24 protein-coding genes are annotated in these 26,393 nt (G+C 34.7%); 12 read left to right on the top strand and 12 right to left on the bottom strand.

The window, feature by feature from the left end; all coding sequences use genetic code 11:
* The first annotated feature begins 331 nt into the window (after positions 1-331).
* Both CYAN10605_RS05395 and CYAN10605_RS05390 read left to right on the top strand, forming a co-directional pair.
* On the top strand, positions 332-1,303 hold the full coding sequence (locus tag CYAN10605_RS05395; protein WP_015218927.1) for a UDP-glucose 4-epimerase family protein: 972 nt from the start codon (positions 332-334) through the stop codon (positions 1,301-1,303).
* Positions 1,293-2,183, top strand: coding sequence for a DUF2887 domain-containing protein (locus CYAN10605_RS05390; protein WP_015218926.1), 891 nt, complete (start codon positions 1,293-1,295; stop codon positions 2,181-2,183). Before CYAN10605_RS05395 ends, CYAN10605_RS05390 begins: the two co-directional genes overlap by 11 nt.
* Positions 2,184-2,236: 53 nt before the next feature.
* Here CYAN10605_RS05390 and CYAN10605_RS05385 read toward each other — a convergent pair whose 3' ends face one another.
* Together CYAN10605_RS05385 and CYAN10605_RS05380 are read right to left on the bottom strand one after the other, a co-directional pair.
* Complete coding sequence (locus CYAN10605_RS05385) at positions 2,237-2,794, bottom strand: manganese efflux pump MntP (RefSeq protein ID WP_015218925.1); 558 nt, start codon at positions 2,792-2,794, stop codon at positions 2,237-2,239.
* A 20-nt stretch (positions 2,795-2,814) separates the two neighbouring features.
* Positions 2,815-3,594, bottom strand: a complete 780-nt coding sequence (locus CYAN10605_RS05380) for a photosystem II electron transport protein, Sll1252 family (RefSeq protein WP_015218924.1) — start codon at positions 3,592-3,594, stop codon at positions 2,815-2,817.
* Positions 3,595-3,825: 231 nt separating this feature from the next.
* Between CYAN10605_RS05380 and CYAN10605_RS05375 the strand changes: the two genes are divergently transcribed.
* From CYAN10605_RS05375 to CYAN10605_RS05360, 4 genes are all read left to right on the top strand, one after another.
* Positions 3,826-4,851: a long-chain acyl-[acyl-carrier-protein] reductase gene (locus CYAN10605_RS05375; protein ID WP_015218923.1), complete on the top strand. Its 1,026-nt coding sequence runs from the start codon at positions 3,826-3,828 to the stop codon at positions 4,849-4,851.
* A 431-nt stretch (positions 4,852-5,282) separates the two neighbouring features.
* The gene (locus tag CYAN10605_RS05370) at positions 5,283-6,086 is read left to right on the top strand and encodes a carbohydrate ABC transporter permease (RefSeq protein ID WP_015218922.1); all 804 of its coding nucleotides are present in this window, start codon (positions 5,283-5,285) and stop codon (positions 6,084-6,086) included.
* A gap of 225 nt (positions 6,087-6,311) precedes the next feature.
* Positions 6,312-7,793 (top strand): polyphosphate:AMP phosphotransferase, encoded by a 1,482-nt coding sequence (pap, locus tag CYAN10605_RS05365; RefSeq protein WP_015218921.1) that lies wholly within the window; start codon positions 6,312-6,314, stop codon positions 7,791-7,793.
* An 8-nt stretch (positions 7,794-7,801) separates the two neighbouring features.
* Positions 7,802-8,695, top strand: coding sequence for an NAD(P)-dependent oxidoreductase (locus CYAN10605_RS05360; protein ID WP_015218920.1), 894 nt, complete (start codon positions 7,802-7,804; stop codon positions 8,693-8,695).
* 176 nt (positions 8,696-8,871) lie between these two features.
* On the opposite strand, the gene CYAN10605_RS05355 is transcribed toward CYAN10605_RS05360, so the two are convergent.
* On the bottom strand, positions 8,872-10,458 hold the full coding sequence (locus CYAN10605_RS05355; protein WP_015218919.1) for an iron uptake porin: 1,587 nt from the start codon (positions 10,456-10,458) through the stop codon (positions 8,872-8,874).
* A 204-nt stretch (positions 10,459-10,662) separates the two neighbouring features.
* Between CYAN10605_RS05355 and def the strand changes: the two genes are divergently transcribed.
* The 3 genes from def to CYAN10605_RS05340 are packed head-to-tail and all read left to right on the top strand — an operon-like array spanning position 10,663 to position 12,780.
* Positions 10,663-11,181 (top strand): peptide deformylase, encoded by a 519-nt coding sequence (gene def, locus CYAN10605_RS05350; protein WP_015218918.1) that lies wholly within the window; start codon positions 10,663-10,665, stop codon positions 11,179-11,181.
* 58 nt (positions 11,182-11,239) lie between these two features.
* Positions 11,240-12,376 carry an LPS export ABC transporter periplasmic protein LptC gene (lptC, locus tag CYAN10605_RS05345; protein ID WP_015218917.1) on the top strand — a complete coding sequence of 379 codons (1,137 nt, stop codon included), beginning with the start codon at positions 11,240-11,242 and terminating at the stop codon, positions 12,374-12,376.
* A gap of 32 nt (positions 12,377-12,408) precedes the next feature.
* Entirely contained in the window at positions 12,409-12,780 is a 372-nt protein-coding gene (locus tag CYAN10605_RS05340) for a DUF4359 domain-containing protein (protein ID WP_015218916.1), read from the top strand.
* 311 nt (positions 12,781-13,091) lie between these two features.
* On the opposite strand, the gene CYAN10605_RS05335 is transcribed toward CYAN10605_RS05340, so the two are convergent.
* Positions 13,092-14,561 (bottom strand): carotenoid oxygenase family protein, encoded by a 1,470-nt coding sequence (locus CYAN10605_RS05335; protein ID WP_015218915.1) that lies wholly within the window; start codon positions 14,559-14,561, stop codon positions 13,092-13,094.
* A 402-nt stretch (positions 14,562-14,963) separates the two neighbouring features.
* The gene (locus CYAN10605_RS05330) at positions 14,964-16,106 is read right to left on the bottom strand and encodes a 5-(carboxyamino)imidazole ribonucleotide synthase (RefSeq protein WP_370670893.1); all 1,143 of its coding nucleotides are present in this window, start codon (positions 16,104-16,106) and stop codon (positions 14,964-14,966) included.
* Between the two features lie 187 nt (positions 16,107-16,293).
* Here CYAN10605_RS05330 and CYAN10605_RS05325 point away from each other — a divergent pair, with 187 nt between their 5' ends.
* Together CYAN10605_RS05325 and CYAN10605_RS05320 are read left to right on the top strand one after the other, a co-directional pair.
* Positions 16,294-17,727 carry a MotA/TolQ/ExbB proton channel family protein gene (locus tag CYAN10605_RS05325; protein WP_015218913.1) on the top strand — a complete coding sequence of 478 codons (1,434 nt, stop codon included), beginning with the start codon at positions 16,294-16,296 and terminating at the stop codon, positions 17,725-17,727.
* Positions 17,728-17,794: 67 nt separating this feature from the next.
* A complete protein-coding gene (locus CYAN10605_RS05320; RefSeq protein WP_015218912.1) occupies positions 17,795-18,247 on the top strand; it encodes a hypothetical protein in 453 nt (150 codons plus the stop codon).
* A gap of 392 nt (positions 18,248-18,639) precedes the next feature.
* Here CYAN10605_RS05320 and CYAN10605_RS05315 read toward each other — a convergent pair whose 3' ends face one another.
* A complete protein-coding gene (locus CYAN10605_RS05315; RefSeq protein WP_041922427.1) occupies positions 18,640-18,909 on the bottom strand; it encodes a COG3415 family protein in 270 nt (89 codons plus the stop codon).
* Between the two features lie 159 nt (positions 18,910-19,068).
* On the opposite strand from CYAN10605_RS05315, the gene CYAN10605_RS05310 reads away from it, so the two are divergent.
* On the top strand, positions 19,069-19,287 hold the full coding sequence (locus tag CYAN10605_RS05310) for a hypothetical protein (protein ID WP_015218911.1): 219 nt from the start codon (positions 19,069-19,071) through the stop codon (positions 19,285-19,287).
* Between the two features lie 278 nt (positions 19,288-19,565).
* On the opposite strand, the gene CYAN10605_RS05305 is transcribed toward CYAN10605_RS05310, so the two are convergent.
* From CYAN10605_RS05305 to CYAN10605_RS05280, 6 genes are all read right to left on the bottom strand, one after another.
* Positions 19,566-20,495 carry a copper resistance protein B gene (locus tag CYAN10605_RS05305; protein ID WP_015218910.1) on the bottom strand — a complete coding sequence of 310 codons (930 nt, stop codon included), beginning with the start codon at positions 20,493-20,495 and terminating at the stop codon, positions 19,566-19,568.
* Between the two features lie 146 nt (positions 20,496-20,641).
* On the bottom strand, positions 20,642-22,492 hold the full coding sequence (locus tag CYAN10605_RS05300; RefSeq protein ID WP_015218909.1) for a copper resistance system multicopper oxidase: 1,851 nt from the start codon (positions 22,490-22,492) through the stop codon (positions 20,642-20,644).
* A 79-nt stretch (positions 22,493-22,571) separates the two neighbouring features.
* Positions 22,572-22,964: a type II toxin-antitoxin system death-on-curing family toxin gene (locus CYAN10605_RS05295; protein WP_015218908.1), complete on the bottom strand. Its 393-nt coding sequence runs from the start codon at positions 22,962-22,964 to the stop codon at positions 22,572-22,574.
* The gene (locus tag CYAN10605_RS05290) at positions 22,961-23,185 is read right to left on the bottom strand and encodes an AbrB/MazE/SpoVT family DNA-binding domain-containing protein (protein ID WP_015218907.1); all 225 of its coding nucleotides are present in this window, start codon (positions 23,183-23,185) and stop codon (positions 22,961-22,963) included. The genes CYAN10605_RS05295 and CYAN10605_RS05290 overlap by 4 nt, the downstream gene beginning before the upstream one ends.
* A 54-nt stretch (positions 23,186-23,239) precedes the next feature.
* Positions 23,240-24,361 carry a quinone oxidoreductase family protein gene (locus CYAN10605_RS05285; protein ID WP_015218906.1) on the bottom strand — a complete coding sequence of 374 codons (1,122 nt, stop codon included), beginning with the start codon at positions 24,359-24,361 and terminating at the stop codon, positions 23,240-23,242.
* A gap of 206 nt (positions 24,362-24,567) precedes the next feature.
* Positions 24,568-26,364 (bottom strand): hypothetical protein, encoded by a 1,797-nt coding sequence (locus CYAN10605_RS05280; RefSeq protein ID WP_015218905.1) that lies wholly within the window; start codon positions 26,362-26,364, stop codon positions 24,568-24,570.
* Positions 26,365-26,393 lie beyond the last annotated feature (29 nt).

Below are 26,393 nucleotides of genomic sequence, written 5' to 3'. Positions count from 1 at the left end.
ACGGTTTGATTCTTAACACTTTCAGCTTTTCAGCCATTTTCAGAATTGTAAGTATATGTTCCTTCAGGAACATCTTTAGATGAAATTATTCGTGATTATTGCACAAATTAAATGTAACTTTCTTATTTGAAATTACTATACTATTTTGATTAATGATTATGATTAGCTAAAACTGGATTATCTTAAAAAAGTTTATGAGAAATTAGTGCCTTTAATTTGTTTAGAATTGGAATCCTACATTAATTTTTTAATGAAATTAATTGATGGTGAGTAATTATTTTTTCCTTGATTTAAGTTAATATTTTCTTATCTCATATAACAAAAAAGAAATATGTCACAATCTATACTTATTACTGGTGCGACTGGATTTGTCGGACAATATCTCGTTAAGGAATTAGTGAAAGATAATTGTAGCATGTCAGCAATAATTCGCAAAGCAGAGGATAAAAATAAGTTACCTGAAAATGTTAACTCTTTTATTGTTAATTCTTTGAATGATACCTTACCTTCAGACTTTTTACAAAATCAAGAGGTTATTATTTATTTAGCAGCTAGAGTGCATCAAATGAACGATCGCACCTTCTCATCTCTTGAAGCATATAGAGAAATTAATACTTACGCTCCAATTTCTTTGGCAAAACAAGGGGTTAAAAATGGAGTTAAACGCTTTATTTATCTTAGTTCCATTAAAGTTAATGGCGAAGGTACTTTCAAGACACCCTATAGAGAAGATGATAAACCAAATCCAGTTGATCCTTATGGGCAAAGTAAATGGGAAGCGGAACAGGAGTTACTCAAATTAGCAGAGAAAACAAGCTTAGAAGTAGTAATTATTCGCCCTCCTCTGGTTTATGGTGCAGGAGTTAAAGCCAATTTTCTCCAACTAATGAAAATTATTAGTAAAGGTTTACCCCTTCCGTTAGGAGGCATAAATAACTCTCGTAGTCTTGTTTACGTGGGCAATTTAGTTGATGCTATTATCACTTGCATTGACTCCCCTCAAGCTCAAAATCAGACTTTTATCGTCAGTGACGGAGAAGATTTGTCAACCCCTGAGTTAATAAGATGCATTGGGAAAGCCATGAATAAAACTCCCTTATTATTACCTATACCTTCTAGTTTGATAAAAATAGGAACAAAATTACTAGGAAAAGGAGAAGCGGGCGATCGCCTCTTAGGATCATTGCAGGTGGATAGTGGTAAGATTAGAAAAATCCTTAATTGGCAACCTCCTTATACCGTAGATGAAGGGATAAAAATGACAGCGGATTGGTTTAATGAAATGATAAAAAATGAAAACTGATAAACTTTTTTACCAAATATTTATTAATCAACCTAGTTTAATTAACGAATTATTACCTGAAATTCCCAGTAACTGTCAATTTGAATATACAGCACCAGTCGTTAAAGATACAGAATTTCGTTTAGACGGACTCTTAACTCCTTTATCTGATGATAAAAATATTCCATTAGTCTTTTTAGAAGCACAAATGCAAAAAGATATAAAATTCTATCATCGATATTTCGCAGAAATATTTCTCTATTTAAGTCAATATGAAATCAAGAGACCATGGAAAGGTTTATTAATACTAAAAAACAAAAATAATGATTTAGGTTCAGAAGTTCCTTATCAAATATTATTGAATAATAATATTACTAGATTATACTTAGAAGAATTATCAAATATAGAAAAATTAAGCCCTAATTTAGCTTTACTCAGATTAATTGTTAGTCCAAATTCTGAGATAAAACATTTAGGAAATCTTGTGTTAAGTAGTGCTAAAACAGAAGAAGACTTCCAGAGACAATTCACCTTAATCGAAGCTATACTAAAAAGTAAATTACCGCAATTAAAAACAGAGGATATATTGACTATGTTTGATTTAAAAACTGCCACTATGCCCAAATTAGATGCCTACGAAACCTTAGTCAAATACTGGCAAGATAAGGCTAAAGAAGAAGGGATACAAAAAGGTTTAGAAGAGGGCATACAAAAAGGTTTAGAAGAAGGAGAAGCCAATTTGCTGATTCGTCAATTAAATCGCCGTTTCGGTAGTTTAACTGAAAATCAAAAACAGAAAGTGCGATCGCTCTCTATTCCTCAATTAGAATCTTTAGCAGAAGATTTATTCGATTTTGAAAATATATCTGATTTTGAAAAATGGTTAGAAAAAGTGAGCTAACTATATTTTTAGTCTGTTTAAAAAACAAAAAATGTTGAAATGAATATAAATTTCTAAAGATGTTCTAATAAAATTTTAAAACCAATGCCTATCAGTACAAAACCACCAATTATTTCCGCTTGTTTCTCAAATAAATGACCGAATTTACTTCCTAAAAATACACCTGAAAAAGAAAGCAAAAAGGTGATAATACCAATAATGACGGCGGCAGTAATAATGGGAGTTTTAATCACAGAAAAACCCAAACCTATAGCTAAAGCATCTATGCTGGTAGCAATGGCCAAGGTTAACAAAACATATAAGTTGCGGAAGTCTGTACCTACTTCTTCTTCATCTTCTTCTTGCCAAGCCTCATAAAGCATTTTACCACCAATGATGCTTAATAAACCAAAGGCAATCCAATGATCAAAACTAACAATAAATTCCCGAAAACTTAACCCTGCAAACCAGCCAACTAAGGGCATAAAAAACTGAAATCCGCCAAAAAACGTACCGATAATGATAGCATCTTTCAGAGTTACTTTTTTGAGGCTAATCCCGCTACCCACAGAAACAGCAAAAGCATCCATTGCCAGTCCAAAAGAAGTCAAAAAAATAGTAATTAAACTCATTAAATATCTCTAAATAAATCCTATACAAACCTTGTTAAATTAATGCGATAACGTTCTTTCTTAGTAAGTGCGATCGCACCTATTTCTAATCTACCCTTACCACGAAAAGAGACTAAATCGCCATCTTTGACATTATAACTGGGTTGTGTAATTTCTTTCCAATTAACCCTTACATCTCCATTATTAATCGCATCGGCCATTTTACTGCGGGAAATGCCAAAACCAAAAGATGCGATCGCATCCAACCTTAAAGAAGCCTCTACCGTAGTCATTTCTTTCTTTTTCGGAGGGCGAATTTTTAAATCTGATAAATCTATCTTACCAGTTTTTACTGGTACAGAACGCACTTGAGTCAAAGATGTTTCCAGAAACTCCCCTATTTCGGGAGTAACGATAACCTGCGCCCCTCTTTCACCCAAAACAATAATATCACCAATTTTATCTCTAACAATACCCGTACCTAAAATCGCTCCCAAAAAATCTCGATGAGTAGCCGTATCAAAAAGAAAATTACCAGCGACATCTAAAGCCATTAGAGGAATCTCGGCCACACCAGCATAAACCTCCTCTCGATGAATCCCCACCCGTTGCCTTTCCGCTTGAGGATAGCCCCCCCAACAAACTATTTTTACCTCTGTCAGAGAAGCAAAAATTTCATTAACCTCTGCCAACACAGGAGGAGAAAGAAAATCTGTCACCACTAACTCCCACGTTTTAACCGCCTTTTCAGCCTTATCAATCACACGGGCAATATCTTCTTTATTTTCAACTCTCTTTAATAATTCTTCTCTAGGCAACATAATTCAATTAGTAATTAGCAATTAGTAATTATAACCTGCTAGGAGATGACAGTTATTTATCATTAGGCATTCATTGATTAAGTTTTGCCCTGTCACTATCAGAAATCAGCACTCACCACTTTTTTTTGTTACATTTTTTAGTAATATGATAAAAAGTCTTAACTTATTCTTAGCTTTTATTGACTTTCTGTATTTCAAAAAAAACATTATATTAAAGTAAAATATTATTAAATGTTTGGTCTCATCGGTCACTTAACCAACTTAGAACACGCTCAAAAAGAAGCTCACAAACTGGGCTACTCTGAATATGCCAATGAAGGATTTGAATTTTGGTGTTCTGCACCTCCCATATTAGTGGATGAGTTTCAAGTCAAAAGCGTCACAGGGGCAACCATTGAAGGCTGTTATATCGAATCTTGTTTCCTCCCAGAAATGTTAAACAGTCGTCGCATCAAAACTGCAATCAGGAAAATTTTAAATGCGATGGCATTAGCTCAAAAACACAACATAAATATTACTGCTCTCGGTGGTTTTTCTTCCATTATTTTTGAAGAATTCAATCTTAAGGAAAATAAGCAAGTGCGTAACGTAGAATTAGAGTTTGAACGCTTTACCACTGGTAATACTCATACAGCTTATATTATTTGTCGTCAAGTAGAACAAGCCAGCGCCCAATTGGGTATTGACTTGAGTAAAGCAACGGTGGCTGTATGCGGTGCTACGGGTGATATTGGCAGTGCTGTTTGTCGTTGGTTAAATCAAAAAACTGATGTTGCTGATTTACTCTTGATTGCCCGTAATCGTGAGCGTTTAGAGCTTTTACAATCTGATTTAGGTAGAGGTAAAATCATGGGCTTAGAAGAAGCCTTACCTTTAGCTGATATAGTGGTTTGGGTTGCCAGTATGCCCAGAGGGGTAGAAATTAATAACGAAACCTTGAAAAAACCTTGTTTATTAATTGATGGCGGTTATCCGAAGAATTTGGGTACTAAATTTAATCATCCTGATATTAAGGTATTAAATGGCGGCATTGTAGAACATTCCTTAAATATTGACTGGAAAATTATGGAAATTGTCAATATGGATATACCCGGGAGACAAATGTTTGCTTGTTTTGCTGAGGCTATGTTGTTAGAGTTTGAGAAATGGCACACTAATTTTTCTTGGGGAAGAAACCAAATTAGTGTCGAAAAAATGGAACAAATCGGCGAAGCCTCTGTTAAGCACGGCTTTAAACCTCTTTTAACTTTTTCCTAACAGAAATTTTCGACTTTAGGAAGTTTCAGGTATTAAGTATCAGGTGACTGGATATTAGGTTTAATTTTTTTGATAGGGGTAAAAAGCAGGGTTTTTTCAAAGTCAGGGCAAAATTATCTGGCCCTCACCCCCACCCCCTCTCCCACAGTAGAGGGGAGCGTTTTTTCTTAATAATTGATTAATTAATACTTAAAAACTCCTGTATCTGTTACTATTTATTAGTTTCAAAAATAGACATTTTTGAGAATGAAAAAACCTTGGGTAAAAAGCAGTTAGTGAATAGATTTCAATTACAATTAGCAATTTAGACAAAAAACTATTGCAACAGTTAATTTCTTCCTAACACCCCAACTCCTGACTCCTGATTACTTCCCCCAACCCACTCTCTGTATCCCCATTTATTACCTTATCCCTCATGAGAATCAATTTTTATGGATAAGTTTACTAATTCGACATTTAAAATCTTTAGTTTTATCTTATTATTTGGGGGATTAATTATTATTTTATCTCCCTTTATTTTTATTTTATATACTTCTTTTTTTTCAACAGGAACTGAGTCTAAATTTACTTTCCAATATTATCAGTTGGCATGGGAAAAAGGCAATTTTTTATTAGCTTTTGCTAACTCTGGATTGGTTGCGATCGCATCTGTTTTTTTTCAAGTAATTACTTCCACTTTGGCAGGTTACGCTTTAGCTAGACTAAAATTTAGAGGAAAAAACTTTATTATTTTACTTATTATATCTACATTAATTATTCCTTTTCAAGTATTAGTAATTCCGATTTTTTTAATCTTAAAATGGGGACATTTAATCAATACTTATTGGGCGTTAATATTGCCTTCTGCCGCCAGTGGTTTCGGTATTTTTTTGATGCGTCAATATTTTATTTCTATTCCCGTGGAATTAGAAGAAGCGGCAACCCTAGATGGTGCAAACTCCTTACAAATTATCTGGCAGATTTTATTCCCTTTAGCAAAACCGGCGATAATAACTCTTTCCCTATTTACCTTTATCGGGGAGTGGAATGATTTATTTAAACCTCTAGTATTTACTAACACCCCTAACTTAACCACAGTACAATTAGCCTTAGCATCCTTTCAAGAACAATTTACCAGTAATTGGTCGTTACTCATGGCGGCGGTAATAATTGCTACTATTCCCGTCATTATCTTATTTATCTTCGGTCAAAAACAGTTTATTCAAGGGGTAAGTGATACGGGAATTAAAAATTAAGAATAGTGAATAGTGAATAGTGAATAATTAATAATTAAAAACTCATTACTTGTTTCCCCCTCTCACCCCATCACCTCATCACCCTTTCTCTCTAATCATGACTGCTTACTTTCTTCCCAACACCTGAAACCTTGATTTGTTTGTGTTAAGAATTAATTAAGAATGAATTAGTATCAACAAAATAAACTATATATTTGAAAATAGAATGTAGAATAAAGTTTTTAAATGTTAGATAACCTTGATTTAAGTAACTCTCTTGATAAAGATACCTACCGCTACAAAATAGAAGAATTAATGCGAGAGTTGCGATCGCTCCAAAATATTTGTTGGTTACAAAAAATGCCTATCATCGTTGTTTTAGAAGGGTGGGCGGCCGCAGGAAAAGGGGAATTAGTAAAGCAAATGACAAACTACATGGATCCTCGTGGTTTTACGGTTCATCCTATCTTTTCACCCTCAGAGCAGGAAAAACAATACCCCTTTCTTTGGCGTTTTTGGCAGAAACTTCCCCCAGTAGGGAGTATTGGTATTTTTTACCATAGTTGGTACACCCACGTGTTAGAAGACAGGTTATTTAAGCGCCTAGAAGATGAAAGAGTGCCATTGATAATGAGGGATATTAATGCTTTTGAAAGACAGTTGGTAGAAGATGGGACGGTAGTTGCTAAATATTGGCTTCATGTTAGCAAAAAAGAACTTAAAAACCGTCTTAAAAAATACGAAAAAGACGAACTAGAATCGTGGCGAGTGCGCAAAGAAGACTGGCAACAAGTAAAAAATTACGAAGAATATAGTCATTTAGCGGAGGAAATGTTGATTTATACTAGCACTGGATTTGCACCATGGGTTTTAGTGGAGGCAGATTGTCAACGTTGGGCAAAAATGAAGGTTTTAACGCAATTAGTTGCTACTATCCGAGAAGGTTTAGCCAAAAGAGAAATTATCACCGCAACCCCATCTTCTGCCCCCCAAAGTCAATTATTACCCACTGAGCCTGATTATTTAGGGCAAACTGATTTAACTTTACACTTGCCAAAGGATGAATATAAAACTAAATTAAAAAAATATCAAGTGCAACTCAGACAATTACAAAAAGATATTTATGAACATAATATCGGGGTTTTACTATTATTTGAAGGTTGGGATGCCGCCGGGAAAGGAGGAGCGATTAAGCGTGTTACCGATATTTTAGACCCCCGTAGTTATGAAGTTCACACCTTTGCCGCCCCCACCGATGAAGAAAAAAAACATCATTATCTTTGGCGTTTTTGGCGTAGTTTACCAGCTTTAGGAAAAATTGGTATATGCGATCGCAGTTGGTATGGTAGAGTCTTAGTAGAAAGAATAGAAGGATTTGCCACGGAGATAGAATGGCGGAGAGCCTACAGAGAAATTAATGAATTTGAAGCTCAATTAGCTACATCAAACTATATTGTTTTAAAATTCTGGCTACATATCAGCCCAGAAGAACAATTAAACCGTTTTCAAGATCGAAAAGAAGACCCCTATAAACGTTATAAACTAACAGAAGAAGATTGGCGCAACCGAGAAAAATGGGATTTGTATGATGTGGCAGTAAATCAAGCGATCGCACGTACTAGCACAGCCCTTGCCCCTTGGACAGTTGTACCCGGGAATGATAAATATTATGCTAGGGTTCATGTATTAGAAACTGTAGTCAACGCCATCAAAAATAAGATTAGTTAGTGTTAATCATGAATCATCAACTAGCATTTTTAGGATTAGGAGTAATGGGAGCACCAATGGCAAAAAATTTAGCGAATGCCCCATGTCAGATTAAAGTGTGGAATCGCACTAAAAATCGCCCTCATATACAACCTCTATTACAAGAATCATCTTTAACAATGGTTGATACCATTGCCGAAGCAGTAGAATCCGCCGAAATAATTTTTACTTGTTTAGGAGATGTGCCAGATGTGGAAGAAGTTTTATTGTCAGAGTCAGGGGTAATTAATTTTGCTCCTCCAAACAGCTTAGTTGTTGACTTTAGCACCATTGGCTCAACGGCAGTGAAAAACATTGCCAGTCAATTAGAGAAAAAACAAATTCGTTTCTTAGATGCCCCTATTTCTGGTGGGGATATAGGAGCTCAACAAGGCACTTTAACAATTATGGTAGGGGGAAAAGAAAAAGACTTTAGAGAATGTTTACCCTATTTAGAGATTATGGGAAAAAATATTACTCACTGTGGGGATGTAGGCAGTGGACAAGGGGTAAAATTATGTAATCAGGTTTTAGCTAGTTTGCATATGGTAGCCTTATGCGAGGCGATGAAATTAGCCCAAGTTCAAAACATAGATCCCAACTTGATTGTAAAAGTTTGTAGCACGGGAGCGGCTGGTTCTTGGGCATTGAGTAATCTAGGCAAAAAAATTATTGAGGAAGATTTTGAACCCGGATTCATGATTAAGCATATATTAAAAGACTTACGTTTAATACAAGAAACTCTTCAAGATAGGCATTTACCCGGCGTAGAGTTAGCTAATCAGTTATTTCAAGTTAGTGCTGAATTAAATGAAGGAGAAGGATATAATCAAGGCGCTCAGGGGATGATTAATGCTTACCAAAATCTGGAAAATTTTAATTAACCTGAGTTATGGACTTAGGAAAATGGAAAGGATAAAGATGATTAGTGAATAGTGAATAATTAAAAACCCCCAATCCCTAACTCATCTCCCTTTCTCATTACTTATTATTTATTGCTTATTACTCTCCAATACCTGAACTCATCTAGGCTATTAGTATAAGGAGCGAGTAGGGGCAATTAAAAGGTAAAGGTTGTTCTAATAGTACCTATATAAATAGGATCATTTCTGCCACTATTTTGATTCGGTGCCGCTAAAACAATTAAACCGGGAGTTAGTGTAATATTATCCGTCAGAGGATATTTATAAGAAACTTCCACGTGTAAAGGAGTATCGTTGATTAAGCGAGGATTTTGAGGTACATCTAAACCCCCTAAATAGGGTTCAGCACCAACGATAATTGCCCCCATGCTTCCTTCTTTTCCTAAATCTGGGAAGGCTAAAGCAAGGGCATAGTTCCAAATTTCTCCTTCACCCAAGCCGATTAGTTTGGCGGAAGTATAACCCCCCCAAGCCCGAAGACTGAAATTAGGAGTAATATCAAATTGACCTTGTAAGCCATAGGAATTGCTAGAAATTGGTCGGTTAGGAACTCCTAAACCTGTTAATTGTAAGTTGGCAAATCTTGTTCCCGTACCTCCGAAGGAAAATGCGGAACCCACTCCGTTAGGATCATAGCCGTTTAAATAGCTAAAACCAAATTTAATTCTGTCAGTGGGTTTATAGACTAATTGCCCCATAGCGGAGTAATTACCATTGAATAAACCTCGCCCCTCGGAAGGGTCATTTCCTCCTCTTGCTAAGTAACCTGCGGATAGTTCAAAGTTAGTGCCTAGTTTGTATCGGAAACCTACTCCTTGACCACCTAAACCAAGACGATATAAGGGGTTTCTTTCTGCAAATCGAGACAATGCACCGTTTGCTCCTCCTCCTGCTTCTAAACCGGGGTTAAAGGTGTCTGCGTAGAAGTGGTGTCCCCCTAAACTTGCCATAACAAACATTCTGAGATTGTCGTTAATAGGAAAGTAGTAATGAAGACGATCGATTGTAACGTCATTGTTTAACTGTCCATCATAAGCAAAACGCCCTTCATCGGTGAAGGTTTGACCCGCAAAAGATGCTCCTAAATTACCCGCCGTTAAGCGAGTGAATAACACATCTTTACCTGTAAAACTGGTGGCTAATTGAAGTCTTACTCTAGTAGTTAAAACTGCCTGAGTGTCTAAATCTTCGCTAATACCAGTATTTGGATTAGTAACTTTATCACCAAAGGCTTGAGCAAGGGTAAAAGTAACTTCTCCTCCTAGTTTGGTGGTAGTAGAAAATTGATGATCTTCTAAAAATGCCACTCTTCCTTCGAGGTTGTCAACTCTTGTACCAAGGGCGGCTAATTCTGTTTCAAATTCTGCCATCAAGCGTTTGAGGGTTTCTATATCTTCTTTTAACACGCTTTCACTTTGGGCAATAAGTCTTTCCATTTGTTGCATACAAGCGTTTAAACCTGCGGCAAACTCGTATCTACTTAAGGCTCTATTTCCTCGGTAGGTGCGATCGGGATAGCCAACAATACAACCATAACGCTCAACCAAACTTCTTAAGGCTTCAAATGCCCAATCAGTAGGAGAAACATCTCTCAATTGTGACACGGAATTAATTTGTGCCATCGAATCTGGTTCATTGAAACTGTATAGAGTTTCTTGGGTAATAGCGGGATTTGCTAAGACACTTAAAACTGTGGCTAGGCAATAGATATTTTTTTTCGACATTGAAGACCTCACACCAGTTATTTAAGAAAAAATTAAGAAATAATTAAGAGAAGTATAAAAAGAAGTTTGGAAAAATTTGTGTTGCTCGATACCAATAATAGTCAGGTAATGCGGTTGGTTTATACATTCAGTTGATGTGATTAGGGAAAACGATATACTAGGACAGATAATTGGTTGTTAAATAATGGTTTTCAAAATGTGATTATGATCAAGGAAATTTTACAAATAGGTGAACCAGTTTTAAGGGAAATTGCACAAGAAGTTGAAGATATTCACTGCCAAGAAACACAAAATCTCATCGATGAATTATTAGATTTAACTCTCAAGTCTCACGGTGTTGGCATTGCTGCCCCTCAAGTGGGAATATCAAAAAGAATCATTGTCGTGGCTTCTCATCCCAATATTCGTTATCCTGACGCACCTTATATGTCACCGTTTGCCATGATAAATCCCTTGATTGTTAGCCATTCTCAAGAGATAGTGATAAAGGAAGAAGGATGTTTAAGTGTTAGGCAAAAAAGAGGCATGGTTGCCCGTTATCGAGATATAGAGGTAGAATATTTTACCCGTGATGGTCAATGGCATCGAAAACAATATAATAATTTTATCGCTAGAATTATTCAACATGAATTAGATCATCTTAATGGCATTCTTTTTGTGGATCATCTTCAAGAGGATTTGATGTCGGAGGCACAGCTAAAACTGGATAAATCTTTGATATGAAATTTTCAGTTTTGATTTATTTTTAGTTAACAATTTTAAGGCTTATTGAAAACAAATAATGTTCATTAAAAAATCTTTTGCTTTTCTTTGCTTGTGCTTTTTCTTAGTTAGTTGTCAGGGAAATAGTCAACCTCCTCAAGAAGTTAATGATAATGAAGCGAATAGGGAAGTTGAACAAGGTTTAGTTCTTTACAACTCTACTATTGAACAGTCTAATGCTGATGGTAATACTCTTTGGAGAATTAGTACGGAAAAAGCAATTTATGCTCAAGATAATCAAAGTGCAAAAATCGAAGAAATAGTAGGTAATTTATTTGAAAATAATGAGATTATTTTGAAAGTGAAAGCCGATAGAGGAGAGGTAACAAAAGAAGGTAAGGAAATTTTTTTAGAGGGCAATATTTTAGTTATTGATCCTCGGAATAAAGCTGAATTTAGAGGAGAAGAAGTAGTTTGGAAACCAGAGGATAATTTTTTGGTTGTAACGGGAAAAGATAAAATTAAGGCTAGTCATGAAAAATTAGTGGTGACGGCAAAGGAAGGAATATATAATACTAAAAATCAGGTTTTAGAGTTAAGTAAAGATGTTTTCGCAACCACAAATAAGCCAACTTTACAATTAACTACGGAACATTTATATTGGCGAATCCCTCAAGATAAAGTGATTGGTAATAAGCCTTTAAATATGATTCGTTTTGATGAAAAAATTATCACGGATAAACTAAATAGCCAACAAGTAGAAGTTGATTTGAATAATAGCGTAGCCGTCATAAGTGGGAATGTGGAGTATCAATCTATTAAGCCTTCTCTGCAAGCGGCAACAAATCGTGTTGTTTGGTATTATGGCGATCGCATCATGGAATCTAATCAACCAACTAAGTTGATACAACCAGACAAAGGAACTACTTTAACCGCCAATTTTGTTAAATTTAACTTGGAGGAAAATCAGGTTTATTTACAAGAAGGAATTTACGGAGAAACAAAAGATAAGGAGTCAGAAATTTATGCAGATAAAATGCTTTGGAATGTGGATAATGAGGAAATTAATGCAGAAGGAAATGTTTATTATAGTCAATTAAATCCCGATTTAAACTTAAAAGGTATTAAAGCATGGGGCAATCTCAGAGATAAAAATATTACTGTCCAAGGAGATAATAGTACCAGAGTGATTACTAATATTTATCCCGAAGAATAATTTTTTTGTAGTTTATTTTATGTATAAAAATTATGAAATTATCTCGAATTTCTTTATTAATATTAGGTGCATTTTTTCTGTATGGTTACTTCACCAATCCCAGTGAACAAAAATTTAATGAATTCATTACTGAAAATACTCAAGGCTCATTAAAAGATCAAATTTGTAATGCTAATAAATCCGAGGATATATTAAGTAATTTAAAAAGTCTAACTTGTAACTTTGTTGCGGATCAAAGTTCAGGTGCGATCGAACAATTTTTATCAGAAAATACCATCAGAAATAACTATCTTATTTTTAGTATTTATCAAGTTAAAACTCCTGTATATAAAAGCCAAACTTTAGGAATATTTAATCAATTTTTTTTACTTTATCAATCCTCTCCCATAGACAGCAAAAATTAAGACAACCTCAGTTCGGTTTAAGAATATCTGATAAGGTTAGGTGTTAGGTGTCAGGTTGCAGGAACAGCAGGTGGTAGGGGTTTTTAGCAAGGGGCTTAAGCCCCTTGTTTAAGTCAGTTCGGATTAAGGCAATTTTATCGTTATTTCTAAGTTATTTCTAAGAGGCTATAAGGTTTTTTGACTACGAGTTGGGATGCTTTCAGCTTATCCAAAACTCAGGTTAAGACAGGGCAACAGGGAATGGGCAAAAGGCAAAAGTGTTTAGTTAACTTCCCCCTAACACCCGAACTCAGAACCCCGAACTCAATTAACTAGCTTTTGCTTTTCCAACTACCATGAAGTCCATAGGGTATATGTTGTTTTAAGTGCAAAGTAGCCACAGGAGAAGAAATATCTTGACCATCAAAAATAACTAAATCAGATTTATGACGACTAGAATCATAGATAAGATTAAATACCCAGCCATCATCTTCCGATTGAGGATTTGCTTTCGGCACAAAAACTGGTTCACCGGCAAAACCTTTCGGAGCAAAAGAATAGAACTGTTGTTCGTTAGTTTGCAAATCTAATTTGAGTAAGGCTTGTAAAGGAGCATTACTTGTGGGATGATGAGCAGAACCAATAAACAGATAACGATAATCTCTGCCTACTTTATTGGGGTGAATGCTGGGAAATTCTACACAACGAGGATCAATTAATTTTTTCGTAACTTTACCATCTTGTAAGTTAAGTTGAAAACGCCATAGTTGACCGGGTGCTAGTTTATCAAAATCTACTTCTTTGTAGCTAGTATCTGGATCAATTTGACTCAGTTTAGCGTAACAGATAGAATCAACGACAATTTCTTGCTCATTTACTTCAAAGGCATTGGCGTGATGAAAAATAAATCCTGCCTCTGTTTCCAAGGTAATCACATCTTTATGGGGTGCATTACGAGGGATAAGAATAATTTTGGTGGGTTGATTGTCTAAAAATTTTACGCATTCTCCTGCACCTCTCAAACCGAAAAGGAAAGGAAAAGGATTATAAGTAGTAGGATTTTGGAAAAAGATACAGTAGTTAGGAGTAATTACAAAATCGTGAATAAATGAAAAACCGTCAATGATATGACTATATTTCTGTAATAATTTGCCTTTTTCATCCAATTCATAGATAGTAATGGTGCTAGAAAGTCCAGTTTTAACACCGAAATTAACTAAAGATGGTTTTCCATTGTTAAAACTAGAAGCTGGATCAATTCTAGGATGAGCAGAAAACACCTCTCCAGCCTCTAAAATGCCATCTAAGTTATCTAAGCCGACAGTTTCAAGGTTTTCAGGATTAAGGTGATAAGGATGGGCGGCTTCCCACAAAGCAAGAAGTTTACCCCCCCAGTGAAGAACATTGGTATTGGCGATATTCTTAATTTTGAGGTCAAATAAGTTTGCTAACCATCCTCCGGGTTTTTGGCTACCAAATACACCTCGGTAAAGCATTTTACCAGCTTTTTGTTCTTCTAAAAATTCTTTGGTTTTAACGAATCGATTACGAAAAAAACACTTACCTTCATTAAAAGTAAAAGCGGTAATCATACCATCACCATCAAAGGGATGTTGTAAAGGTGTTCCATATACATCTAAAAATCCAGGTCCATTACGATATAGTGTACCTGATAATTCTTGGGGAATTTCTCCTTCTATATCTTCAATCCAATATTCTAATTCTTGTTTTTGAGATTCATAACCTTTTCGCCAGTCTTCTAAGCTATATGGTTTTTGAATTGGTTTTTCTAGCTGTTGCATTGTTATATTTGTAAAATTACTTAATATTTCTTTACATACAGCTTATTATAACTGACAGCTAAATCAAGAATTAGGAAAGAGGCAAGGGGCAAACCCCTCTTTATCCCCGGGGCTGTTTCATTTTCGAGAAAGAAAAAGAGCGGGAGATAGGGGGAGAGGGAGATGAGGGGATTTTTGTTCATAAAGTTTTAACTAATAGAAAAAAATCCTTGTATATTTTACTCTTACTTAATCTCAGTTAACCTAATTTTTTATTTTGAAACAGCCCTGCCCTTTATCCCCCCTCCCCTTCTCTTCACTTATTATTTTCTCCCAACACCTGACACCTAACCTTATCCGATATTCTTAAACCGAACTGAGGTTAAATAATTAATAACACCGAACCCTAAATCCATCCTCTCATTACCTCTGGGGATACCAAATAGATTCTACTTTTTCGATCATCATTTGGGCTTGGTGATACATTTTTTCAGGGGATTTTTCGTCTAATAATACTGTTACATGACCTAGTTTTCTGCCTTGACGAGATTCTGTTTTACCATACCAGTGTACAAATGCTCCTAGTTGTTCTATTTCTTTTCTTTGGGGTAAATATTCACTTTGAGCGGATTCATAGCCCAATAAGTTAATCATGACTGCACCTGAGCTTTTTAATCGAGTATTGCCCAATTTTTTTCCCGTGATAGTCTGTAGTTGCATGGCAAATTGGGAAGTTTCACAGGCATCTAGGGTATAATGTCCAGAATTGTGGGTGCGAGGGGCAACTTCATTAATTAACACCTCTCCATTATTCTTCATGAATAATTCTATTCCTAATATTCCCACATAGTCTAAACTTACTAATAATTTAGATGCGATCGCACTTATTTTTTCTGTAATATCCTGATTAATTAAAGCAGGGGCAATCACCCAACGGCAAACCTGATTTTCTTGATAGGTTTCTGCTACCGGATAAACTTTAATCTCTCCAGTGGCACTTCTTGCCGCCATTATCGCTAATTCTTTCTCAAAGGGGACAAATTCTTCTATCAATAATGGTGTTTGTTTAAATTTTTCCAAAGCTGATTGTAATTCCAGAGGAGATTTGACAATTACAGTTCCCTGTCCATCATAACCATGACGACGAGCTTTTAACACTAAAGGAAAAGAAAAACTTTGAAAATCCGAATCCGACTCATACAGAGAAAAACGAGGCACGGGAAAACCCTGTGATTGAAAAAATGACCTTTGATCAAATTTATCTAATAAAGGGGAAAGACTTGTAAGACGAGGATAAAAACACACACCTTCGGTCACCAAAGACTGTAAACCCTCCAAATCCACAAACTCATTTTCAAAAGTTATTACATCACAATATTTTGCTAACTCTGCTGTTGCCGACACATCATCAACTGGGGCAAAAATAGTTCTTTCCCCTAAACACACCGCCGAATCAGTCTCATGAGGAGTTTGAATATAAATTTTAATATTTTCTTGTGGTGCAACAAGAGCCATCATCCATGCTAATTGCCCACCTCCAATTACCCCAACATTCTTTGTCATTATCAATTCTCTTACTTTTACGCTACTATTTACCTATCCAAATTATTATCTCTGATTTACTATCTATAATCAAATCAAATCTTTCTTTAAACATTAAGAAAAAATCACTCTTCATCAATAAAATTTATTTATTATTTGAAATATTCTAATGTAAAATATACTCTCAACTAAACTATTAATATTCGCAATCATGGGTCAAAAAAATAATAACCGTCAAGAATTAGACATTAATTTTCTTAATACAATAATTGCCGCCTTAGTCCTCACAATATTAATTTATGTTTTAGCTTTACCCTTTCAAGAAACTTATGTGGGAATGCTGTTATTAAAAAGAGGATTTACTCAATTTTTAACCGTTTTTTGTGCTTTTTTAGTTATTACTATTACCGTTGATAAATATCTGAAAATTAGCAAAGAAAATAAAGTTTTTAAAAAGTTAGGAATCCCCGAAGAATTTTCCTTTGAAAATCATCAATCAGTGCAACTTCTCCATCTTCAAGAAGACTTATCTCGCACCTCCACCATGATAACTAATCGCTTAAGGAGAGTTATTAATGCCTATATCAACTCAGGAAGTAGAAAAACCGTTACAAATTTTGCCCTTGATGATTCATCATTTTATCTAAGTGCCTCTGAATCTTCCTACGCAGTGCCAAGAATTTTAGTCTGGGCTATCCCTCTATTGGGCTTTATTGGTACAGTATTAGGCATCAGTAGTGCGGTGAATGGTTTTACTGGCTTTTTGGAAAATACCGCCGAAATAGACCAGATAAAAGAAGGCATCGGCACTGTTACCAGTGGTTTAGCGGTGGCTTTTGATACCACCCTATTGGCACTATTGTTATCTGTGGTTGTAATGATTCCCCTTGTTTTAATTGAAAGAATGGAATCAAACTTACTTTTAGCAACAGATATTTATATTAACGATTATATTTTACCTCGTTTAAATGAGAAACAAACAGGCGAGAAAAATGACCTCAATACAGAAGTTATTGTTAATACAATTAATACAACCCTTGAGAAAAAACTGCCGACAAAAGAAGAATTAATTAAACCTATAAAAGAAGCACTTCCCACTCCAGAAGAATTAATTTCTCCCGCTCAAATTTATGCTCAAGAAGCCGCTAAAAATTTAGTAACAGAATTTGTGAATCAGTTTCATAAAATTTATGAACAAGAGCAACAATTACTTAATACAATTAAAGAAGTCAATGCCGTTATTTTAGAAGATAGAAACAAATTTATTCAAACCTTCGGACAACAAAATGACTTAAATCAATCCATAATTACTAACATAAAAGAATTAGTGGATTTAGTCCAAAAAAATAATGAAACTAACAGTCAAGGTTTAGTAGAAGCATCTCAAGCTATCAGTCAACAATTAAATAAAGCCGCCGTCAGTTTAGAAGAAAAAGTTACTTCTTTAGAAGCATCTAGTGCGAGAATTGCTGAGTTAAAATCTTTACAATCTAACCTAGAAAAAATAGTCGAAGTTTTACATAATGTCGGTGATATTGAAAAAACATTAGTCAATATTCAAGACAAAATTACAAATATTCAACCTACATTACAAGACTTAAGTAAACCTAGGGTTATTCGTTTAGTGGAGCAAATTGATAACTAAAATTAAGAATGAAGAATTATAAAAATTAAGAAACTTTAAATTATCCTTAAATATTCAAAATATCACCATGTCTAGGACTAGAAAATCTCATAAAAAAATAGAACTAGAATTATTTCCATTTCTCTCGGTTTTAGCTTGTACTATTGGCAGTTTAATTTTATTAATTATTGTAGTCAGTACTCAGACTTTAGATTCTAACCCAGAAGTTAAGATTATTGCCCAAGCGGAAGATGGTGCTAATCAACAAAAACAGCCTCGTTATATAGAATGTAGAGAAGATGGGGTAGTTATATACCCTAGTGAAGAATTTATTCCTACAAATCAACTGGAAAATTCTAATTCAGCTTTTTTACAATTAATTAGAGATGTTAGGGAAAAACGAGATCAAGAATATATTATTGCCGCAATTAGACCTAAAGGAATAGAGGTTTTTGAAAAAGTGAGAAGTATTATTGAAAAGGAGGAAATTGATATTGGTTATGAACCCATTGAAGAAGATTGGACTCTAAAAGTTAATTAATATTGATTCTATTACAGTAGTTATGATTTGACACTCACCCGTTAAATCAAAGATTGTAACGAGCGATTCTTACCTCACAGACACTTAACTAGACTAATCAAATCTTGACTAATCCCCGTCAGTACGTCTCCGTAAGCATTTTGATTTACGGTATGCCCTACCGCTATTAATTCTCTATTTTTAATTACCTCTGCACTCACAACATCTCTTGGTGCTGTATAACCACAATATTGACAATTGTGTATTCTTTCTTTTAAATGCTTTTTGCCTGACAGATATTCTTACCTTTGTTTCTGGGACAGTCCATCACCACTCTTTCCCCTATTTTTTCTCAACCATAAAAACGAGTCATCCCTAAATTTACCCCTGACTCGCCTACATAGACTAAGTAGTTAATATCGACAAAATCGAGCCACCCCCGATATTCGTGTCGTTTTTTTTATATCATCTCTTTGTTGCTCACTGGCGGATAGACTTTTTTTTCTGGTAATATTTAATTTTTGGACATATCGATACATGGTTGGTTCACTGACTTTTACCCCAGTTTTCTCTTTGAACAATTGGCATAACTCTGAAAAAATCAGATCGGGCTTTTGTTGAATTATTTGTTCAATCAAAGCAAAACCGTGATTGTCTATTTTCTTTTTTTTCCCACCACTCATAGATAAAAATTTATCCCGAACTCAGGTTATATTAAGTTCGGATGATCACTTAAGATAATTGATCAGATTGATTAAGATAGAGAAAAATTCTTTTTCATAGTGATTTCATAATTGATAGTTACAATAACGATTATTATTTAGTAAAAAGATTTTCAAATCATGAGTAAATTGTTAATTAGTTTGTTATTTTTTACAGGATTAATATTTAATTTTACTCTTAGTATTTCTCCTGTTTTTAGTCACGAAGGATATTCTCATTTTCGAGAAAAATATAAGTCTCCATATGAAATAAATAATAATAGATTTACGAAAGATAATGATGATAAAAAAGAAGAAAAAGATAAAGAAGAAGATCATAAAGGGCATCATCAACACTAAAATAAAGAGTAGGTTGAGCTAGAAAACCAAATGAACCAGAGTTCGATGAAAAAAGTATTGAAGAATAGGAATTTGATACCTATAATCAACAAAATTGTCTTCTAAAAAATCACTAATTTTGGGAAAAATTTACTTAAAATCAATTTAAACTGAATTTATCTCAATAGTACATACCTTTACTCGTTTACTATTTCCTGTTACCTACCTTAATCGACAATTTTATATCGAACTTAGTAAAGTGAGATTTGTATCTTATACGATGTTTTTCATGGATTAATTTAAAATATTAATCTCACTCCTGTTACGAATTTAATATCATCACTACTTTCCCCCTCTTCCTCCGCAAATTTAGCAGTATCATCAAATAATTTATTCCAACTAACACCAATATAAGGGGCGAATTCACGATTAATTTCGTAGCGTAATCTTAAACCTAATTCTAAGTTATTAAAACCGCTACCAATACCAAATTCTTCTACTTTTTGTATGGCTAAATTTGTTTCTATTTTCGGTTGTAAAACTAATCTTTGGGAGAGTAATAATTCTTTTTCGGCTTTAAATCTTGCAGAAATATCTCCTTGATGACTAATAAATAAAGCGGTATCAATTTCTACAAAGTAAGGTGCTAATCCTTCAATCCCAATGACGGCAAAACCTCGACTATTTCCTTTCTCTCCGTATAGTTGATCATATCTTAAACCTGTTTGAAAATCGAAATAAGGAGAAATCATTTTACTGTATAAAAGTTGCAATTCTGCTTCTCCATTACCATCATCAAAACTAACATCACCTTCGGTTTTTACCCATAATTTTTGATAGTCTCCCCCTATCCATCCTTGAATATCCCAATTAAAAATATTTTGACTATCATTAACTTGATATTCTAATTGATCAAACAGGATTTTATAAAAAATTTGATTATCGTCGATGGGATCACCAAAATCATTTTCTTGATTATTATTGTTGTTATGATTATGTTGAGCAAAAGTAAAGTTTTTTTCTTGATTTAAGTATTGGTCATCTTTAAATTGCTTAAAAAATTCTTGTTTTTCTTGGTAGTTATTTTCATCAATAAAATTATTAACAATTAATGGCTTTTTAATAATGGTTTCCTTTATTTCTTGGGCTTTAATTTGATGAACAAAATTAGTTAAAATTAAACAGGATATAAGACTCGATCGCACTATAAATTTACTCTTATATAGCATTGATATAATTAATTATCTAAATTTTTTGATTAAGTTTGTAGTTACCTCTTTAGAGGTAAAATAAGGAGACATAAAGGAAGAATGCTCACCCTAATAAAAGGCATGAATTTTTTTATAAAAATTTTAGGCTTTAATACTATTATTTTTTAGGAAATAACATTAATAGTCCGAAACATTCCCACATCCATGTGATACATTAAATGGCAATGAAAAGCCCATTTTCCTTTTGCATCAACGTCAATTTCTGTGGATAATTTCTCGGCTGGTTTGACAATAATTGTATGTTTTCGTGGTTGATAATCGCCGTTGCCATTAACTAATTCCATCCACATCCCGTGTAAATGTATGGGATGTTCCATCATGGTATCATTGACAAATGTTAGTCTTAATCTCTCTCCATAATAAAAGTCTATTTCTTTGTCTTCTGAGTATTTTTTACCATTAAATGACCACATATAACGCTCCATATTTCCTGTTAAATATAGGGTTATTTCTCGATCGAATTTTCTTCTGTTTTTTAAGGGTTTTACACTCTTTAAATCCGTATAAACTAATACTCGATGTTTGACATTTTCTAAGCCAACTCCTGCTTCATTTAAACGATTTTTTACCATCATTGGCGTTGCGGCGTTACCGATACCATTATTATCCTCCCCCCTCGGTTGCCATGAAAAATCTAAGGTTTCTTTCTCACTTATATTATGGCTACTATGATCACTATGATCCATATTCGACATATCATGATTACTATGATCACTGTGACTCATATTTGACATATCATGATCTTGATGCTGATTATGGTTACTACCATCGATCGATGGGCTTTGATGATTGCTATGATTAGATGATGAGGAATTATGGTTACTGTGGTCTTGACTTGATGAAGATGATTGATTATTATGACCACTATGAGCATTATGATCCATACCCATATCATCCATTGTACGCAAAGGGCGCTCTCTACGAGGAGGAATTTCGGCTGATAACCCTTCTTTTATCCCAAGTGTACCTCTAACATAACCACTTCGATCGAGACTTTCCGCAAATATAGTATAAGCCTCTTGGGTATCTGGTTCAACAATCACATCATAGGTTTCGGCTACCCCTATCCTTATCTCATCTACTGTCACGGGTTGCACATTCTGCCCGTCTGCTTGTATAACTGTCATGGGTAGATTCGGGATTCTCACATCAAACAATGTCATGGCTGAAGCGTTAATAAATCTCAGTCTAACTTTTTCACCCTTGTTAAAAATACCCGTCCAATTATCATTACTGGTTTTACCATTCATCAAATAAGTATAAGTCGCCCCCGTCACATCGGCAATATCCGCAGAATCCATCCGCATTTGTTTCCACTTCCAATCTTGCGCTAAATTAGCTACCGTGCGTCTTTGATAGTTATAATAGGTGGGCATCTTTTTCAAATTGGCGAGGATGGCGTGGGGATTCTCAAAACTCCAATCTGATAATATAATTACATAGTCTCGATCGCATTTATAAGGTTCAGGTTCAAGAGGGTCAATAATAATAGCACCATACATTCCTAATGGTTCTTGCATATTGCTGTGGCTATGATACCAGTAAGTACCACTTTGGTTAACAGGGAATTGATAAGTAAAGGTTTCCTTTGGTTTTATGCCCCGAAAACTTACTCCCGGTACTCCATCCATATTTGCTGGTAAGATTAAACCATGCCAATGAATAGAAGTATCTTCATTTAAGTTATTCTTGACGTTAATGGTTACGTTTTGCCCTTCTTTAAGTCTGATGGTGGGAGAGGGTAGGCTACCATTTACCAGTTTACCACTAGAGGAGCGATCGCTTATCTTAACTTTTGTTTCTGCTATCACTAAGTCGATAACATCCCCTTCTAAATAACCGTTGGAGTTTATATTCTTTGCGGATGCGGGTAGAATCTGATGTAAAACAACGCTGGTGGCAATACCCCCCGTCAACTGCAAAAAATTACGCCTATTTAGACTATACTGGGTCATAATAAACTTTTTCCTCATTTTTACCTAATCTTCCATACTATGGTGACAGGAGAATATGAAATGAGGATGAAATGATGCTTTAATTATTCATCTGCTTACTTTTCTTTACGAACCATTGTTGTAATTCTTCCTCGGTAATTCTGCCACTAGCTAAGGTTTGGATGATATGTACTACTTCCACTTCAGAAGCAGTAAAGTGAGAACCATTGAGCATTAAAAAGGTTACTCCACTAATAAAACCTGTTCTTTTATTACCATCAATAAAGGGATGATTTTTAACTATGCTAAAGGTATAAGTAGAAGCTAAGGATGAAATATTCGTAATTTTATGATAGTAATATTGATTTTGTGGACGTATTAAGGCAGACTCTAATAAACCCTTATCCCTTAAACCATCTGCCCCTCCATGTTCGCTAATTTGTTCTTGATGAATGGCTATAACTAAGCGCATTGATAACCAATGAATACTCATTTGGCTAATTCTCGTAAAGCGTTACGATATTGTTTCATTATCTCTCGTGCGGTTTCCATTTCCTGTTCAAATTCGGGATTATAGGGGGTAATTTCAAATCCGTTAGGAGTGGGAGTCAGATAAAGATTATCGCCTTTTTCTACGTGCATTTTGGCTAATACTTCTTTGGGCAAGATAACTCCTGTAGAATTACCAACGGTAGTTACTTTTAGTCTGAACATTGTCTTATTTTATATATTGTTATAACTAATATTATAACTGGTAGCTTAGTTAACTTAGTCATAACAGTAAACGACTTTGCCAAATCTGTCTTTAGCGTTATAGGTGCGTTCAAAAAATTCTGCTACTTGATTCCCTGTGAATACTGAGTCAATATTTACTTTGAGTTTTCCTGAAACATAATCTGCGATCGCATCTTCTAAATCAGAAGTTAAACCGATACAATTACCCATAATCTGAATGTTATTGATCATCATATTAACCATAGTGCTAGGAGTTAAACCAATAGAATTAAATTCTTCTCCCGTTAAATGAGAATATTGATTATATAAGCCACAAGTGATATATCTACCCCAAACATTGAGAGCGGGAATTAATTTATCGCAATGAACATCAAAAAAAGGATCGATAATACCATCAAAACCAGTAATTTCCTGTTTTAAAGATGCAATAGTTTCTTCACTCATTAATTTAGGGGAATTAGGGTCAATCAACACAACTTTTTTTACCCCCATATCTAATAACTCTTGTTCAAATTTACGAGAAGTGGTAGAAGCATAAACATTGACATTATGTTTTTGTAAACCTTGAATCGCAAATAAAGATGTATTGGATTTGGCGGCAGTTACTAAGACGTTTTCCCCTTGAGAAAGAGTTAATCTGCGAATCATACTATAAGTGGTTTGCGCCCCAATACTAAAAGCGGCGGCTACTTCATCAGGCATTTGAGGGGGAATTTTCATCAATTTAGCTCGATGTAACACTCGATACTCTTTTGAACCGTGATTAGTGGGAACTCCTTCAAATAGTCCTTTCACCCCAGAATCAGGATAGGCATTATTATTAATGATGCGATCGCCTCTTTGTAAATCAGTAACATTAGAACCAAAATCCACCACCTCCGCCACCCAATCTGAGCCAACGGCATTAAAACGATTATCAACCCCCGCCGTGGCAGTTTGTAAAATCAAAGTTTTATCTCGATAGTTGCAAGAAAAACCTTTAATTTTGATTAAAACATGATCTTGATATTCAGGATGACTAGGATCAAATTTGATAGCTTGAGTATGGATTAAACCACAATTAACCCTAACCCCATTCATCTGCAAAGATTGCACAAAACTAGGACTAGCAATGATATTTTTAACGTTATTTCCGCAAATTGCAATTGTTCTCATAGAATTAAACCTGAATTAGATATAAAATTGTCACTTAAGGTAGTGAATAGTGAATAGTTAATAGACTTCTCCAAAAATATTTTTAATTGGCTCGTAGTAAGGGCTTCAGCCCTCGTTTTAGCAATTAATGGAGATGTCTAATAGTTAATAGTGAATAATTAATAATTCCTAACTCCTCACTCACCTCTCCTTTGCCCCTTGCCCTTTTAACTTTGCCCCTCCAATAAATAAGGTGGTAAAGCAAACTTAGCAATATACTCGCAATGACTTTGACACTGATAACGGGGATGAATATAGTCTTGATAATGACTTAAATCTAAATAACCGTCTTCTAAATCACATTTTTCAGCTAACGCAAGAGCCATTGTTGAATGAGTAATTAAGCGGTATGTATCCAAATAAAGAGAAATACCATGATACTCCTCTCCTATTTTGCGAATTTGTTTTTGATTGATACCAGAAGGATTTTTCGTAAAACTTTGACCCATTAATAAGGTGAAAAACTCCTTTTGAGAAGTAATTTCTGAATCAATTTTTAAACTAGAGTAAAAGGGAATGGTTAGAGTTGTTTTTGCTTCTATTAGCTCTAATAAACGTAACTGCATTACTCGAATTGTTCTACTTCTTACCCCTAACTCCGTTAAAGTTAAAATAGCCAACGCCGTAGAAAAAGCGACATCATACAACCCAAAAGAATAATCCTCATTTATACTAGCGAGAATTTCTGTTATTAATTTTTGTCTCAAAATGTCTCCTTCTTCTTCATCTGTAATAGCTTGTGCTAAATACCAATCGACTAGATAAGGATTCGCAAAATATAAACCACTACGATGCTCAAAACCAGATAATAAATAATCTAAAGGGGTTTTACTCTCTAATCCTGCCCTTTTTCTTAGACTTCTTACCATGCAGGTAGTGGCATAATCACCTTGACACCAATGGGCGCAACTGTCGTCATAAACCATCTTACCCTCTTGTTTTTCTTCAGACCAAAGTTGAGGATAGTAACCGCCCTTACCATCTGCAAAAACTTCCAATGCCTCTACCGACTCAGGTAAATTAAAACCTTGTAAAACCAAAGCTGAATCCGTTGCGGTAACTAATCTTTGACTATGAAAAGCCCAGAGTTTGCCTTCTTGTTTACTAAGCAAAAATTTCTCTAATTTATCTTTTGAGTTAATTGTATTTTCATCCGTAGCAAGATTTAAGGCTCTTAAAACAAACCCTAAAGGCACTAAATCGCCATAGCCAAATAATGGTTGCGGTGGAGGAGGTTGACACACCATCGCTAAGGGTTTTTCCTCTAACTGATTAACAAGGTTTGCTAAAATTGTTAAGTTGTAATTTTTACCCCAATTACTGCGTACTTCTGAGGCTTTCCATAACCCTTCTTCTAAAGGTGGATCAATATTTCCATGTTGTAAGAAAAAGAGGTTACAATGTGCAGTTCTACTAAAGTGAGATAGAATCCCTGCATGAATATGAATGGGTAAACGATTTTGAAATTTTGCTAAGTAGTAAGAGTTTTTTATCTCTCCTGAAAGAAACTTAACTCCTACTGCTTTTAAAAGAGGATAATGGTCAAAATTGGGTTGATGGTCAAATATTGCTTGAGCTTGTCCATAACCTTCTGCGATTTTAACATGAAGTAAAACGGGAGAGTAAGGGTTTTGTTCTCCTAATCCTAGGCAATCGGCTTCATCAACGGAGAATAAATTTAGCTGAGGCGAAAATCTGGTATATAAATTATCCTTGATATTTTCTTTTGACCAACGTTTTCCAGATACAGGATCAAATAATTGAAAATTATCCCCAGATGCTAAAAATCGACCTTCGCTAGTTAAAACCACGTGAGAATAAGGCTTTAAATCCACATCTTCGGGCAGATGATACATTGCCTTAATAGTATTATGATCGGTTAAAGGTTCGATCGCGCTGATGTTAAATAATACCATCCATTCAAGGGAATGGGGGAGAGTTTGTAAAATTTCTGATACTTGCATAGTTAATAAGTAATAAGTATTATAAGTAT

Origin of the sequence: Cyanobacterium aponinum PCC 10605, assembly GCF_000317675.1 — a bacterium.
GTDB lineage: Bacteria > Cyanobacteriota > Cyanobacteriia > Cyanobacteriales > Cyanobacteriaceae > PCC-10605.
This window is presented reverse-complemented; position numbering and strand designations above follow the sequence as displayed.